The following is a 15017-nucleotide window of genomic DNA, read 5'->3' as shown; positions in this document are numbered from 1 at the left end:
TCAGGCCGCCAGGCGTTGCGACAGGTCGATCATGCGCTGCACGGCCAGCCGGGCGCGATCCGCGACCTGGGGATCGACCTCGACCACGCCGGTCATGGTGTGCAGCGACCAGAGCACCTTCTCCAGCGTGATCTTCTGCATATAGGGGCACATGTTGCAGGGCCCGAGGAACTCGACCTCCGGATTGGCGTCCGAGATGTTCGAGGCCATCGAGCATTCCGTGACCAGCATCACCTGCTTCGGCCGCTCGGCCTCGACCCAGTCCTGGATATTGGCGGTCGAGCCGGCATAGTCGGCCTCGGCCACCACCTCGGGCGGGCATTCGGGATGGGCGATGATCTTCAGTCCCGGGTTCCAGTCGCGGAAGTCGCGCAGGTCCTGGGCGGTGAATTGCTCGTGCACGATGCAGGCGCCGTCCCACCAGACGATGCGCTTCTGCGGCACCTTGTTCGCCACGTTCTGCGCCAGCCACTTGTCGGGCGTCATGATGATCGTGTCCGCATCCAGCGCCGCGACGATCTGCGCCGCATTGGCGCTGGTGCAGCAGATGTCCGAGGCCGCCTTCACCTCGGCGGTGGTGTTGACATAGCTGACCACCGGCGCGCCCGGGTAGCGCGCCCGCATCTGGGCGATGCCCTCGGCGGTGATGCTTTCGGCAAGCGAGCAGCCGGCCTCCATGTCGGGCATCAGCACCGTCTTCTGCGGGTTCAGGATCTTCGAGGTCTCGGCCATGAAATGCACGCCGCATTGCACGATCACCTGTTCCTCGACCTTCGTGGCCGCGATGGCCAGCGCCAGGCTGTCGCCCACCACGTCCGAGATGCCGTGATAGATCTGCGGCGTCATGTAGTTATGCGCCAGCACCACGGCATTGCGTTCCTTTTTCAGCCGGTTGATCGCCGCGACATAGGGCGCATGGATCGCCCAGTCCGGCCAGGGCATGACGCGGCCCATCCGCGCATGGATGTCGGCCATGCGCTCGGCCAGCTCGAGCGAAGGCTCGAGATCGTAATGCGAGGCCAGCTCGCCACGAATGGTCGTCAGATCGAGCATGATGATCCCCCCGGCTCTGCCCGCGTCGCGCCTGCCCCCGATATAGCGCGGCCGGGCGATGATACCAGTGCCGCCGGGGTCGTGAGTCGCGTTACCTAAAGGAAGGATGACGCTGGGGCAACGATAATGCTGCAGTGCGACGACGCCTTCGGCCCGGATCGGGACTGCCCGTGCAAGGACGCGGAAAACCGGGCATATTCGCCGCCCCGGCTCTGGACCTGCCGGGACGGTGGGGTAATAAGACTGAAATGTCGAGGCCGACCATGAAAGCCGACCATGAAAGATCCGCATCCCGGTTCGGGCACCTCGCCCAGCCTGCGCAACCTGCAGATCCTGGAAGTGCTGGCGCGCGCCGGCCGGCCGCTGACCGCGACCGAGATCAATGCCGACCTGGGCCTGCCCAAGCCGACCATCCACCGCCTCGTCGCCCATCTCGAGCAGGAGGGCTACCTGTCGCGGCAGCTCGACGGGCGCAGCTACCTGCCCGGCCACAAGCTGCGGCGGATGATGCTGGGGGTGATGCATGCGGCGCAGTTCGACCTGGCACGCCATGACGTGCTGGTGCGGCTGTTCGAATCGGTGGGCGAGACCTGCTCGATCTCGATCCCCGACGGCGATTCGCTGGTCTATGTGGACCGGGTCGAGACGCATTGGCCGCTGCGGCTGGTGATCGCGCTGGGCACGCGGGTGCCGCTGCATGCCACCGCAGCGGGCAAGGCCTGCCTGGCCTTCATGAATCCCGGCAGCCTGGAGCATTACCTGCGCCATGCCAAACTGCACCCTATACCGAGCGGACGCTGTCCAGCGCCGCCGCCCTGCAGCAGGAGATCCTGCGCATCCGCGAGCAGGGCTATGCCACCGACAACCAGGAGCTGATCCCCGGCATGGTCGCCGCCTCGGTCCCGGCACTGGACGGGCGCGGCCGGGTGCTGGCGCTGCTGACCTTCCATGCCCCGATCCAGCGCATGTCGATGCAGGCGATGATGTCGCACCTGCCGGCCCTGCGTCGCGCCGCCGCGGAACTGGCCGAACTGGTCTGAACCGCTCAGCCCATCCAAACGGCCGGGATCAGCCCGCGCAGCGCATTGCCGACCCACAACCGGACATGCGGCAGATCCTCGGCGGTCAGCACATCCTCGCGGCAGGCGCCGGCGGCCAGCATCCCGGCCCGCAGCACGCCGGGCAGCAGCCCGCAGGACAGCGGCGGCGTGCAAAGCCCCCGGCCGCGGTCGAAGAAGACCGTGGTGATGGTGCCGTCGCAGACCTCGCCGCGCTCATTCAGGAAGACCGCCTCCTCGATCCCCTCGGGCAGCGCGGCGCGGGCGGCGTCGTAATGCCCCCGCCGCGTGGTCTTGAGCCGCAGCCAGGGATCGTCCGAGCGAAGCCGGGTGCCGGCCAGCGCCAGCCGCCATTCCGGCCGCGATTGCGGCAGGGGCGCGCACGTCACCTCGATCCGCCCCAGGCGGTCCAGCGTCAGCCGCAGCCGCGCCGGCCGGTCCAGGGGTACGACCAGCGCCGCGCGGGCGGCTTGCGCGTCACAGGGCCAGCCGAGCGCCCGCGCGCCAGCCGCCAGCCGCGCCAGATGCCCCTCGATCCGCGGGCAGCCAGCGCCGTCCCACAGCACCGTCTCGATCAGCCGCAGCCCGGGGTCGTCAGATCCTGCGCGTAGCGGGCCTTCCATAGCGCCTCCTCCCATTCGCCCTCGGCGGTCGAATCCTGCACCACGCCGCCGCCGACATTCAGCGTCACCTCGCCATCCGGCCAGACCGACAGCGTGCGGATGGCGACCGAGAAGCAGGCCGCGCCATCCGGGGCCATCCAGCCGATGGCCCCGCAATAGACCCCGCGCGGGAACGGCTCGACCTCGCGGATGATCTGCATGGCGCGGATCTTGGGCGCGCCGGTGATCGAGCCGCAGGGAAACAGCGCCCGCAGCATCGCGCCCAGCTCGGCCGGGCGCTCCAGCTGGCCCACCACGCGCGAGCTCATCTGGTGGACGGTGGCGAAGCTGTCCACGGCGAAAAGCTCGGGCACCCGCACCGAGCCCAGGCGCGAGATGCGGGCGATGTCGTTGCGCAGCAGGTCCACGATCATCAGGTTCTCGGCCCGGTTCTTTTCCGATGCCGCCAGCGCCGCCGCCAGCGCCGCGTCGCGCGCCGGATCGGGATCGCGCGGCGCGGTGCCCTTCATCGGCCGCGCCTCGATCCGGCCCTGCGCGTCGAGGCGGAAGAACAGCTCGGGCGAGCGCGACACCACGACCGGGCCCTGCCCCAGGTCAGCATAGGCGCCGAAGCCGACCGGTTGGCGCGCGGCCAGCGCGGCGTAAAGCTCCAGCGCCGAGCCGGAGACGAGGCGCGAGCCGATGGGAAAGGTCAGGTTGATCTGGTAGCAGTCGCCGGCCGCGATATAGTCGCGGCTCCGCGCGAAGGCGGTGGCATAATCCTGCTGCGAGATCATCGGCGCCAGCGGCGCCAGCCGGGCCGTGTCGCCCGCCGGCAGCGGCGGGGCCGGCTCGGGCGCATCATGGACGGCGAAGGCCAGCAGCGGCGTGCGCCGTTCCGCCGGCATGTCACGGGCCAGCACCGGCTCCAGCGCATAGCCGAGTTCATAGGACAGGTAGCCGGCGATCCAGGCCCCCTGCCGGCGCCGGGCCTCGAGATGGTCGAGCGCGGAGGCCACATCCTCGGGGCGGGTCACCACCAGCAATTCCCGCGGGTCCCGGAACAGGACCGGCCCGCCGTCAGGACCGAATTCGCAAAGGATCACGCGCGCCTCCATTCTCGCGGCGCGGGGTAGCATGGCGGGGGCGCCGGGAACAATGGCCGCGATGGAAGCGGCGCGACAATGCCGCGGTGGCGATGGGCCGGGAAGCGGTTGTCCGGCGGCGGCAGGAGGGAGGAGGCCGCCGCCGGATCGCTTGCGCCTAGACGGCGAGGCTGAGCCCGGACTCGACCGAGGATTCCTCGGCCCGGTCCAGCAGGCGTTGCAGCGCCGCGCCGCGGGCGAAATCGGGATCGGCCGCGCCCTCGCCGCGGATCGCGGCGATGAAGCGCTGGTAGATGGTCGGCACCGGCGGGCATTCGACCTCGTGCCAGGCGGCGGTTTCCAGATCCGGCGACAGGCAGGCGCGCAGCCGGCTGACGCGGTTCTCGAAGCCGACCTCCAGCCCGCCCCGGTCGCCATAGAGTCGCAGCCGCAGGTCGTTCAGGTGCCCGGTGGCGAAGCGCGTCGCCGCCACCGTCCCCAGCGCGCCGTTCTCCAGCACGATCTGCATGGTGGCGCTGTCGTTGGCATCCAGCACATAATCGCCGATCCGCCCCTCGGGCGCCTTGTCGAAGACCTTGAGCAGGCAGGAAACCTGCGCCGCGTCCTGCCCGGCGATGAAGGTGGCGAAGTCGAGGATGTGGATGCCCACGTCGCCCAGCACCCCCTTGGAGCCATGCGCGGTCGAGACCCGCCACAGCCATTTCGGATCGGTGCGCCAGTCGCCCCAGCTGGGCTGGGTCAGCCAGCTTTGCAGGTAGCTCGCCTCGAAATGCCGCACCTCGCCGATATCGCCCGCGCGCACCATGGCCGCGGCCTTTTGCAGCGCCGGCACGTCGCGATAGCTGAGATTGACCATGTTCACCACGCCGGCCCGCGCCGCCGCCTCGGCCATGGCGCCGGCATCCGCGGCATTGGTGGCCAGCGGCTTTTCGCACAGCACATGCTTGCCCGCCGCCAGCAGCGGCATGGTGGTCGGGCAATGCGCGGCATCCGGCGTCACGTTGGTCGCGGCATCGAACCCGCCCCAGGCCAGCGCCTCGTCCAGGCTGGCAAAGCCGCGCGCGATGCCGTGCTCGGCGTTGAAGGCGGCCAGCGGCCCAGGCCGCGGATCGACGCCGCCGACCAGCTCGACGCCGGGAAGGGCGGCAAAGGCGCGGGCATGGTTCGCCGCCATGCCGCCGGTGCCGATGACGAGAAGCCGAACCATCAGCGATAGCCCTCCTCGCCGGCGGCATGCAGCTTGGGGCCGCGTTCCTCGATCGGCTCCAGCGCCTGCTCGACCGGGACATTGGGCGCGACGGTCGGCTCGGCCAGCCGCGCGGCCGGGTTATACGCCCATTTCACCGCGTTCAGGATCACCCGCTGCACGTTGGCGTCGTGATAGGTCGGATAGGTCTCGTGGCCGGGGCGGAAATAGAACAGGTTCCCGGCACCGCGCTTGTAGGTCAGGCCCGAGCGGAACACCTCACCGCCCGCGAACCAGCTGACGAAGACGGTCTCCAGCGGCTCGGGCACGCCGAAGGGCTCGCCATACATCTCCTCGTGCTCCAGCTCGAAATGATCGGGCAGGCCGGCGGCGATGGGATGGTTGCGCGAGGTCAGCCACAGCCGCTCGCGCTCGCCCGCCTCGCGCCAGGTCAGGTTGCAGGGCGTGCCCATCAGCCGCTTGAAGGGTTTCGAGAAGTGCGCCGAATGCAGGAAGATCATGCCCATGCCGGACCAGACCGCCTCGGCCACGCGCTCGACCACCGCGTCCTGCACCTCGCCATGCGCGCAATGGCCCCACCAGATCAGCACGTCGGTCTGGGCCAGCTTCTCGGCCGTCAGCCCGTGCTCGGGGTCCTGCAGGGTCACGCTGCCGGCCGCGATGCCCGGATCGCGGTTCAGCGCCGCGGCGATGGTGTTGTGCATGCCGTCCGGGTAGATCCCGGCGACGGTCTGGTTCTTCTGCTCGTGGACGTTCTCGCCCCAGACAGTGACTCGGATGGTCATTCATCGCTCCTTGTTGCTCCCCTGCGGGAGCGGGTGGTGATTTCAGCGGATCGGCGCGTCGTTGGCGTCGAAACGGTGCAGGTGGCCGTCGCGCGGCGCGAGGCTCAGCCGCATGCCCAGCGGCCGGGCCAGCTTGCCGGGCTGGCGCACGACCAGGGGCTCGGCCGCGCCGATCTCGACGAAAAGGTAATGGTCGGCGCCCAGATCCTCGGCATGGACGACCTCGCCCGACCAGGGGCCAGCCTCGACGATGTCGATATGCTCGGGGCGGATGCCCAGGGTGGCGCAGTCATGCGCATGCGCGAAACCGTCGGTCAGGAAGTTCATCTTGGGACTGCCGATGAAGCCGGCGACGAAGGTGGAGTTCGGCCGCTCGTAAAGCTCGGCCGGCGTGCCCACCTGCTCCAGCCGCCCGTCGCGCAGCACGGCGATGCGGTCGGCCAGCGTCATCGCCTCGACCTGGTCATGGGTGACGTAGATCATCGTCACGTCCTCCATACCGTGATGCAGCCGGGCGATCTCCAGCCGCGTCTGCACCCGCAGCGCCGCGTCGAGGTTCGACAGCGGCTCGTCGAACAGGAAGACGCGCGGGTCGCGCACGATGGCCCGGCCGATGGCGACGCGCTGGCGCTGGCCGCCCGACAGCTGCTTGGGCAGGCGATCCAGCAGGTGCTCGATCTGCAGAAGCCGCGCCGCCTCGCGCACGCGGCGGTCGATCTCGGCCTTTCCGGCCTTGGCCAGCTTCATGCCGAAGGCCATGTTGTCATAGACCTTCATATGCGGGTAAAGCGCATAGCTCTGGAACACCATGGCGATGCCGCGATCCGAAGGCACCAGGTCGTTCACCCGCTGCCCGTCGAACAGCATGTCGCCGCTGGTGATCTCCTCCAGCCCCGAGACCAGCCGCAGCAGCGTGGACTTGCCGCAGCCGGACGGGCCGACGAAGACCATGAACTCGCCCTTGCGGATCTCCAGGTCGATGCCCTTGATGACCTGCAGGCCGCCATAGGACTTGGTGACGTTCTTCAACTCGATCTTGGCCATGGTTCAACCTTTCACGCCGCCGGCGGTCAGGCCCGCCACGATCTTGCGCTGGAAAATGAGGACGAGGACGATCAGCGGCACCGTCACGATGACCGAGGCGGCCATGATCGGGCCCCAGGGGATCTCCTGCTCGGAGGCGCCCGACAGCAGGCCGATGGCCACCGGCACGGTGCGCATGCTTTCGGTGCTGGTGAAGGTCAGCGCGAACAGGAACTCGTTCCAGGCGCCGATGAAGGCCAGAAGCCCGGTGGTCACCATCGCCGGCCACAGAAGCGGCAGAAAGACCCGGGTGATGATGATCCAGGGGCTGGCGCCGTCGACGATGGCCGCCTCCTCGATCTCGACCGGCAGGTCGCGCATGAAGGTGGTCAGCACCCAGACGGTGAAGGGCAGCGTGAAGATCGTATAGGACAGGATCATCGCCCAATGGGTGTTGAAGATGCCCAGGAAGCGCACCAGCTCGAACAGCCCGGCCAGCACCGCGATCTGCGGGAACATCGACACGGCCAGGATGGTCATCAGCAACAGCCCCCGCCCCCGGAACCGCACCCGCGCCAGCGCATATGAGGCGGTGACGCCCAGGAACAGCGACAGCCCCACCGTGGCCGTGGCGATGAGCAGCGAGTTGCCGATGGAATAGAGGAAGTTCTTCGACCCCAGCACCGCCTGGTAATTGCGCAGATCGAAGCCCGCGGGCAGGTAGTTCACCCGGAACAGCGCCGTCCCCGAGGCGAAGCTGGTCACGACGGCATAGTAGAAGGGAAAGACCGAAAAGACGACGATCACCGCGACCAGCGCATAAAAGGCGATCCGCTTCAGCAGCTTGTGACGGGTCATTTCGAGCCCTCCCCGCCCAGGTCCACGCGGCCGAGCCAGATATAGGCGCTGACGAAGACGGCAATGATCGCGAAGAGCAGCGTCGATTGCGCCGCGCCATAGGCGAACTTGTCGAAGTCGATCATGTTCTCGCGGCTGATGACCGACATGGTCTTGGTCGCGGCGGAATTCGGCGTCAGCACATAGATCAGGTCGAAGATGCGCAGCGCGTCCAGCATGCGGAAGATCACCGCCACCATCAGCGCCGGCTTGATCAGCGGCAGGGTGACGCGGAAGAACACCCTGACCGGATGGACGCCGTCGATCCGCGCCGCCTCGTAGATGTCGCGCGGCACCATCTGCAAGCCGGCCAGGATCAGCAGCGCCATAAAGGGCGTGGTCTTCCAGATATCGACGATCAGCACGGCGGTCATCGCGGTCTCGGTGCTGGCGGTCCAGGCGATCTTCTCGCCGATCAGCCCCAGCCGCAGCAGGATGTCGTTCAGGATCCCGAACTGGTCGTTCAGCATCCAGGCCCACATCTTGGCCGAGACGATGGTCGGGATCGCCCAGGGGATCAGGATGGCGGCGCGCACCAGGGCGCGGCCCCTGAACTCGGCATTCAGCACCAGCGCGACGATCAGGCCCAGCACCGTCTCGAACCCGACCGAGATCAGCGAGAAGCGGACGGTGTTCCAGACCGCGTTCCACCAGGCCGGATCGACCAATGTGCCGCGCCAGACCACCCGGCCCGAGGACAGCGTGCGCATCGACAGGTAATTGTCGAAGCCGATCCACTCGCCGCCATAGAGGTTCGACAGCGTGGTGTTGGTCAGCGAGAACCAGATGGTGCGCGCCAGCGGCCAGGCGGCGACGCAGAGCAGCGCAAACAGCATTGGGGCCAGGAACCAGAAGGCCGCCCTTTGCCGACGCTGCCGCAGGCTCGGACCGCCGGCGCGGCCCGCGATGGGGTCAGTCATGGGGAAAACTCCTCGTCGGGCCGCGATGGCCGGTCGGGAAGGACCAGTCTGGGCCGGCGAAACCCGCCGGCCCGCGCAAGGCGGCCTACCAGCCCGAGCCTTGCAGATCGGTCAGGTCCAGTTCCAGAAGCTCCAGGTTCTCGGCCGCGGTGCCGTTGCCCGACAGCGTGTCATGCACGGCCGACCAGAATTTCGACGAAACCTCGTTATACTTGCTCCTGGTCGGCCCCGAAGGGCGCGGCACGGCATTGGCGAAGACCTCTTTCCAGCGCGGGATCAGCGGCACCGCCTCGGCGATCTCGGGGTCGTCGTAAAGCGCCACCACGGTCGGCAGGTTGCCGTCCAGCAGCGCCCGGCGCTTCTGCGCCTCGGCCGAGGCGAGATAGAGCGCCAGGTCGATCGCCGCCTCCTGCTTGGTCGAGAATTTCGACACCGCGACGTTCCAGCCGCCCAGGGTGGCGGCCGAGCCGACCTCGGCGGTGCCGGCGGGCAGCGGCGCCACGTCGAACTTGCCCTTGACGGCGCTGTCCTCGCCGGCGCTCAGCGCGAAGGCATAGGGCCAGTTGCGCATGAAGACGGCATTGCCGGTCTGCCAGACGCCGCGTGCTTCCTCCTCCTTGTGGGCCAGCACACCGCGCGGGCTGATGGTGCCGATCCAGCTGGCCGCCAGCTCCAGCGCCGCCACCGCCTGCGGGTTGTTGATCGAAACGGTGCCGTCCGGCTCGACGATCTGGCCGCCGCCAAAGGATTTCACCCATTCCAGCGCGTTGCAGGTCAGGCCTTCATAGGCATTGCCCTGCCAGACGAAGCCCCACAGGTCGCCCTGCCCGGCGGTCCGCTCGCCCTCCTGGATCAGCTTCGCGGTCTCGGTCAGCTCGGCCCAGGTCTTCGGCACGTCCCTGCCGTATTTCTCCAGCAGGTCCTTGCGGTAGTAAAGCGCCGGCGCGTCGGTATAAAGCGGCAGCGCCACCAGCTTGCCCTCGGTGGTCTGGCTTTCGATGACCGAGGGGAAATGCTCGCCAACGATGTCCTTGGCCGCCTGGGACAGGTCGACGAAATATTCCGAAAGCTGCGGCGCCCAGATCACGTCGGTCTGATACAGGTCCACGTCCTCGGTCCCCGCCGCCAGCCACAGCCGGTATTGCGCGAACTGGTCCGAGCTGGATTGCGGCATCGGCACCAGGGTCACGGTATGGCCGGTGCGCTCCTCCCAGGGCTTCACCAGCTCCTTGAAATGCTCGGCCTGCTTGCCGACCCCGCCCGCGACATAGAAAAGCTCGTCGGCCATGGCGGGCAAGGCGACGGCGCCCAGAAGCGCGGCCAATGCCACCGGACGCAGCGCGTCCCGACTGAAAATCCCCATCAAATCCTCCCCCTTCTCAAGGCGCCTCCCAGCGCCGCTTGCGGTCCCGGCGCCTTTCCGGCGCTTGCCGAAGTCGATCCGAAACCTTTCGGGAAGTCCTAGCGCATTCGCCGATTCCGGTCAAGAATTCCGGTGGATGGCGGCATCGGGCGGGCGGCGGCCTGCCGGGAGCGGCAGAAAACCATGCGTTTCCCAAGGGAAGGCGCGCAGCAGAGCCGAAGCGGGTCGCCCCATGCCCGGCCTCGCCGATGTCATGCGCTAACATTCATGCGCCCGCTTGGTGGCAAAGCCGGAGCGCGCGGCGCGAATCATCCGGCGCCGCCGGGAATCGGCCGGCGCCGGAGGATTCCAAAACATTTCGGATGGCCGATTCCGGGCATGCCCCCTAACCCCGGCCCGAAACGGAAACGGCGCCGGCCGGGCCCGGCCGGCGCCGCCGGGGTTCAGCTTGCCAGCAGCCGCCGCAGGCTGGCCATGGCGCGCTCGGGGTCTTCCTGGTAGCCGATCAGCCCAGCATACTCGCCATTGCTGTCGAACAGCAACATGGTCGAGGAATGGTCCATGCTGTATTCGCCACCCTCTTGCGGCACCTTGCGGGCATAGATGCGGAAGGCCTTCACCGCCTTGGCGACCTCTTCGGGCGTGCCCGAGACGCCGACCACCCCCGGCACCCACGAGACATAGTCGCGCAGCGCATCGACCGTGTCGCGCTCGGGGTCGACGGTGACGAAGAACACCCGCAGCTTGCCGGCATCCGCGCCCAGATCCTCCTGCCAGCCGGCGATGTCGCCCAGCGTGGTCGGGCAGACATCGGGGCAATGGGTGAAGCCGAAGAACACCGCCGAGGGCTGGCCCTTCAGCGTCGCTTCGGTGAACTCGGTGCCGTCGGTGGCGACCAGCCGGTAATCGCCGCGGCCCAGCGAGGCGGTGCCGGCATCGGCGACCTCGGCCAGGCGCGGGGCGCCGAACTTCATCCAGCCGACCGCCGCCAGCGCGACCACGACCAACGCCCAGAGCGCATAGCGCAGGGGGCGCAGCGGCGAGCCCTGCTTAATGTCCGCCATGTCCACCATCCTTTCCACCATGCCTGCCGGCATTCATCGGCCCGATCGCCATCGGCACCTCGACTTCACCCGCCTTCTCGAATTGCAGCGTGACGCTGACGGTCTCGCCCTCGACCAGCGGCTGCTTCAGATCCATGAACATCAGGTGATAGCCCCCGGGCTTCAGTTCAACCGTCGCCCCGGCCGGGATCGGCAGCCCGTCGGGCAGCTGGCGCATCTTCATGACATCGCCCTCCATCGCCATCTCGTGGATCTCGGCCCGACCGGCGAAATCGACGCTGGCCGAGACCAGCCGGTCATCCGCACCGGCATTGGCGATGGTCAGGAAGCCGCCCGCCACCGGCGCGCCGGGCGGCGTGGCGCGGGTGAAGGCCCCGCCGAGCGTCAGATCGCCCAGCGTGACCGGCGCGGCCTTGCCGGCCGGGGCGGCGGCGCCATGGCCGTGGCCGTGGCCATGCTCGGCCTTGCCCGCGACGACGGTCACGCCCGGGGCGGGGTTCGGCGTCTCCTTGTTGCCGGTGACGTCGATCCATTTCTCCTTGCTCTCCGCGCATTCCTGCACGGTCGAGAAATACAGCACCGTGCCCGGCGTCACATCGGCGCCGATCGTGCCGCGGATGACGAATTCGTCATACCAGTCGTCCTGCAGATCGCCGCCGGACCAGATCACCTCGCGCGTGCCCTCGGTCATCGGGGTGCCGTGATTGTCGAAGGGCTGGGCATAGGGGCCCTTCACCGTTTCCAGCGTCCAGCCGGCCTTGGGCATGGGCTTGGCATTGTAGAAACCCTCGGGCAGCTGCACGCGCAGAGTGTTGGTCGCCTGGCCGTCGCAGCCATGGCCGATGCGGATCACCGCGCGATAGGCGGCGCCGGCGGGCGCTTCGGACTGTTCCAGCGTGGCATGGGCAAGGGCAGGCGCGGCGGCCAGGGCCAGCGCCGAGGCGCAAAGCGCGCCAAAGACAGGATTCTTCATGATCGTTCTCGTCTGAATAGGGACGTGAACCGCCGGCCCGTGGCCGCGCGGATCGGAAAGCTCGGATCAGGCGAGTGGCGGCGGTCCCCGCGCCGAGGGCGCCAGCATCTCGGCGCGATGCAGATGGCCGGGCAGGTCCAGCACCCGCGCCAGGCCTAGCGCCTGCAGCAGCGGTGCCGGCGCCGCGGCGATGTCGGTGCCGAGAAGCGGCTGGCCGTGCGGCGCCCAGTCGCAGGGGCGATGGTCGCCATGCGGGGCCTTGCCAACCGGGGACAGGCTGCCATCGGCGGCCATGATCATCTCGACCACGCCGTCGCCGGCGCAGAGCACCACGGTCACGCCGCCCTGGGCATCCCGCGCCAGCATGGTGCCCGGCACGATCAGTGACAGCAGCAGGAAGGGCAGCACGGCCAGCCAGCCGATCAGCCGGCGGCCGCTTCCCCTTGCCTGCTGTCGTCCGGCCAGCGCGCCCATGCCTTCATCCGCGAGATTGCGGCCGCAGGGGTGGCAGAAATCCGCGCGCAGGGAAAGGGACAATGTGCCGCAGCCCGGCATTCGGCCGGGCCTTTGCGTTCAGCGCAGCCCCTCGACCACCGGCTGGCGATAGACCCGCCAGGCCGGCAACAGCGCCAGCAGGAAGCCGGCCAGGACCAGCAGGCCGGCCATGGCCAGCTCGGACCAGCCCAGCGTGGCGGCGAAGGCCACGCCCGTCTCGCGCGAGATCAGGGCCGAGACCAGCTGCGAGGCCGCCCAGCCCAGCGGCAGGCCGGCCAGCGCCCCGCCCAGCACCATGACCGCGACATAAAGCCAGACCGACAGGAAGACATAGCGCCGCGGCGCCCCCAGCGCCCGCAGCACGGCGAAGCTGCGCCGCTGCAGGTCCAGCACCGCCAGGATGCCGGCCAGGATCGCGGCCACGATCAGCACCTGCGCGGCCAGGGTCAGGCCCAGCATGACCCGGGTGGCATCGCCCATCACCGCGTAAAGCTCGATCAGCGTCTCGGCCGGGAAGAAGGCGGTCGAGGCCTCGGTCCGGTAGCGCGCCCGCAACCCGTAGGCGTCGGCGACGCTGGCGGGCTTCATCACGATGGCCGGCAGGCCCGGCATCAGCTCGGCCTGCCAGGGCGGGCCGATGCGCTCGTCGCCCGGCGGATGGCCGGTACCCATGACATGCGCCGACCAGATATATTCCACCGGCACCACCACGGCGCGATCCCAGGGCGTGCCGGTCGGCCGCATCCGGCCGGTGATCACCACATCCTCGTGGTGATGGCCGTCTTCGTGATGGCCGTCTTCGGCCGCATGGTCGTGGCCGTGGTCGTGGTGGTGCTCGTGCTCATGCGCCTCGGCCGCGTGGTCGGCATCGAGCCCGGCCGCCACGTCGTCGGCATGGCCGTGGCGGATCGCAAGGGCCGCGCCGATCTCGCCCTCGACCAGCGCGCCGACCACGGCCTCGTCGATGCGCGCGAAGCCGCGGCCCTCGGCCAGGCCGCCGCTCAGATGGGCGACGAAATCCGCGGTGGTGCCGATCACCGGGCTGTCGCCATGGCTGTCGCCAAAGGCCAGCGGCGCGGCGAATTCCGCGTCCCGGTCGCTCAGCACCCGATGCGCCAGCGGACCGGGCAGCAGCTCGACCTGGGTCGGGCGCAGGAACACGGCGGACATCAGCAGGTCGGTCTGGCTGCCCGGCGCCGCCACGATCAGGTCGAAGCGGTCGGCGGCGCGGGCCGAGCCCTGGCGCAGCGCCCGCTCCTGCGCGCTGACGGCGATGCCCAGGGCGGCGGCCAGCGCCACCAGCGCCGCGAACAGCCGGATGGTGCGCGGGTTGCGGGCCAGCAACGCCCGGACGAAGGGGACGGGGTTCATGCGAAGACCTCGATCCGGCCATGTTCCAGATGCAGGCGGCGCCCGGCCAGCGCGATCAGGTCGGGATCGTGGCTGGCGGCGATGACGCAGCGCCCCTCGGCCGCCAGCGCCTGCAGCGCCTCGGCCACCCCCCGCCCGGCCGCGGCGTCCAGGCTGGCCGTCGGCTCGTCGGCAAAGACCACCGCCGGGTCCAGCAGCAGGGCGCGGGCCAGCGCGGTGCGCTGCCGTTCGCCCCGCGACAGCAGGGCGACGCGGCGGCGGTCGGGCACGCCGAAACGCCGCAACAGCTCGGCCCCCCGCCCGGCATGGCGCCGGGCCGAGAAGGCGGCGAAGCGCGCCGGCATCAGCACGTTCTGCAGGGGCGAAAGCTCGGGCAGCAGGTGGAAATCCTGAAAGACGAAGCCGGCATTGCCGCGCCGCCAGCGGTCGCGGGCGCGCTCGGGCAGCCGCGCCAGGTCCACCCCGTCCCAGACCACCGCCCCCGCCTGCGGCCGGATCAGCCCCGAGAGCAGGTAGAGCAGCGTGGTCTTGCCCGAGCCGGAGGGGCCGGTCAGAACCGTCAACCGGCCCGGCTCCAGCTCCAGCGCCTCCAGCGCCACCACCGGCCCGGCAGCGAAGGCATGGCGCAGGCCGCGCACCGAAAGCCGCGCCATCACAGCTTCTCGTAGCGGGTGCCGCGCAGGCGCAGGAAGCTGATGAAGCCGGTCTCGGGATCGGTCTGAAAGCCGGTCTCGAAGATGCCCGTCGCCCGGATCAGGTCGGTATAGCGCACCGGGCGCACCGGATGGTCGGTCAGCGCCAGCACGATGTCGTCGGGCCATTGCGCCTCGGTCTCGCAGAACGGGCAGGTGGACATGGGCAGCTTGGTCAGCACGAAGAAGTCGATCTCGGGCTTCAGCGGCGGCGCCATGTAGCCGATCATCGTCACCTCCTGCCCGGCCAGCGCGGCAGCGCGCGGCGTCAGCTGGCGGCCGCGGACGTAAAGGTCGCGGAACTTCAGCGCCTCGGGCGCGGCCAGCGCGCCGCGGGGCAGAAGCGGCATCAGCAGCGAGGCGGTCAGCAGGGCGCGGCGGTTCATGGCATCATCCGTCGGAAGGGAT

At 69.3% G+C, this 15017-nt stretch carries 15 protein-coding genes and 1 pseudogene; 1 reads left to right on the top strand and 15 read right to left on the bottom strand.

Features of this window, described 5'->3' with window-relative positions:
* Entirely contained in the window at positions 1 to 1053 is a 1053-nt protein-coding gene (gene nadA / locus I9P22_RS00840; protein ID WP_199257528.1) for a quinolinate synthase NadA, read from the bottom strand.
* Between the two features lie 276 nt (positions 1054 to 1329).
* On the opposite strand from nadA, the pseudogene I9P22_RS00835 reads away from it, so the two are divergent.
* A pseudogene (locus I9P22_RS00835) lies at positions 1330 to 2093 on the top strand (IclR family transcriptional regulator).
* A 5-nt stretch (positions 2094 to 2098) separates the two neighbouring features.
* Here the strand turns inward: I9P22_RS00835 and I9P22_RS00830 are convergent.
* The 14 genes from I9P22_RS00830 to I9P22_RS00765 all read right to left on the bottom strand — a co-directional run bounded on the left by I9P22_RS00830 (position 2099) and on the right by I9P22_RS00765 (position 14995).
* Positions 2099 to 2734, bottom strand: a complete 636-nt coding sequence (locus I9P22_RS00830; protein ID WP_199257527.1) for an aminotransferase class IV family protein — start codon at positions 2732 to 2734, stop codon at positions 2099 to 2101.
* Positions 2686 to 3819 (bottom strand): aminodeoxychorismate synthase component I, encoded by a 1134-nt coding sequence (locus I9P22_RS00825; protein ID WP_332908982.1) that lies wholly within the window; start codon positions 3817 to 3819, stop codon positions 2686 to 2688. Before I9P22_RS00825 ends, I9P22_RS00830 begins: the two co-directional genes overlap by 49 nt.
* 157 nt (positions 3820 to 3976) lie before the next feature.
* Positions 3977 to 5026, bottom strand: a complete 1050-nt coding sequence (locus tag I9P22_RS00820; protein ID WP_199257525.1) for a Gfo/Idh/MocA family protein — start codon at positions 5024 to 5026, stop codon at positions 3977 to 3979.
* A complete protein-coding gene (locus I9P22_RS00815) occupies positions 5026 to 5811 on the bottom strand; it encodes a ThuA domain-containing protein (RefSeq protein ID WP_199257524.1) in 786 nt (261 codons plus the stop codon). Before I9P22_RS00815 ends, I9P22_RS00820 begins: the two co-directional genes overlap by 1 nt.
* Before the next feature lie 42 nt (positions 5812 to 5853).
* A complete protein-coding gene (locus I9P22_RS00810; RefSeq protein WP_199257523.1) occupies positions 5854 to 6855 on the bottom strand; it encodes an ABC transporter ATP-binding protein in 1002 nt (333 codons plus the stop codon).
* A 3-nt stretch (positions 6856 to 6858) separates the two neighbouring features.
* Positions 6859 to 7692, bottom strand: a complete 834-nt coding sequence (locus tag I9P22_RS00805; protein WP_199257522.1) for a carbohydrate ABC transporter permease — start codon at positions 7690 to 7692, stop codon at positions 6859 to 6861.
* A complete protein-coding gene (locus I9P22_RS00800) occupies positions 7689 to 8651 on the bottom strand; it encodes a carbohydrate ABC transporter permease (protein WP_199257521.1) in 963 nt (320 codons plus the stop codon). The genes I9P22_RS00805 and I9P22_RS00800 overlap by 4 nt, the downstream gene beginning before the upstream one ends.
* A gap of 85 nt (positions 8652 to 8736) precedes the next feature.
* On the bottom strand, positions 8737 to 10014 hold the full coding sequence (locus I9P22_RS00795) for an ABC transporter substrate-binding protein (RefSeq protein WP_199257520.1): 1278 nt from the start codon (positions 10012 to 10014) through the stop codon (positions 8737 to 8739).
* A gap of 443 nt (positions 10015 to 10457) precedes the next feature.
* Positions 10458 to 11078 (bottom strand): SCO family protein, encoded by a 621-nt coding sequence (locus I9P22_RS00790; protein ID WP_199257519.1) that lies wholly within the window; start codon positions 11076 to 11078, stop codon positions 10458 to 10460.
* Positions 11065 to 12051: a copper chaperone PCu(A)C gene (locus I9P22_RS00785; protein ID WP_199257518.1), complete on the bottom strand. Its 987-nt coding sequence runs from the start codon at positions 12049 to 12051 to the stop codon at positions 11065 to 11067. The genes I9P22_RS00790 and I9P22_RS00785 overlap by 14 nt, the downstream gene beginning before the upstream one ends.
* Before the next feature lie 66 nt (positions 12052 to 12117).
* A complete protein-coding gene (locus tag I9P22_RS00780; RefSeq protein WP_199257517.1) occupies positions 12118 to 12525 on the bottom strand; it encodes a DUF2946 family protein in 408 nt (135 codons plus the stop codon).
* Positions 12526 to 12624: 99 nt separating this feature from the next.
* Positions 12625 to 13917, bottom strand: coding sequence for an ABC transporter permease (locus I9P22_RS00775; RefSeq protein ID WP_199257516.1), 1293 nt, complete (start codon positions 13915 to 13917; stop codon positions 12625 to 12627).
* Entirely contained in the window at positions 13914 to 14570 is a 657-nt protein-coding gene (locus I9P22_RS00770; protein ID WP_199257515.1) for an ABC transporter ATP-binding protein, read from the bottom strand. Before I9P22_RS00770 ends, I9P22_RS00775 begins: the two co-directional genes overlap by 4 nt.
* Positions 14570 to 14995, bottom strand: coding sequence for a hypothetical protein (locus tag I9P22_RS00765; protein WP_199257514.1), 426 nt, complete (start codon positions 14993 to 14995; stop codon positions 14570 to 14572). Before I9P22_RS00765 ends, I9P22_RS00770 begins: the two co-directional genes overlap by 1 nt.
* Between the last annotated feature and the right edge of the window lie 22 nt (positions 14996 to 15017).

The organism is Paracoccus binzhouensis, from assembly GCF_016446475.1.
GTDB lineage: Bacteria > Pseudomonadota > Alphaproteobacteria > Rhodobacterales > Rhodobacteraceae > Paracoccus > Paracoccus binzhouensis.
Note: the sequence above shows the minus strand (reverse complement) of the source record. Positions and strands in the feature narration are given on the sequence as shown.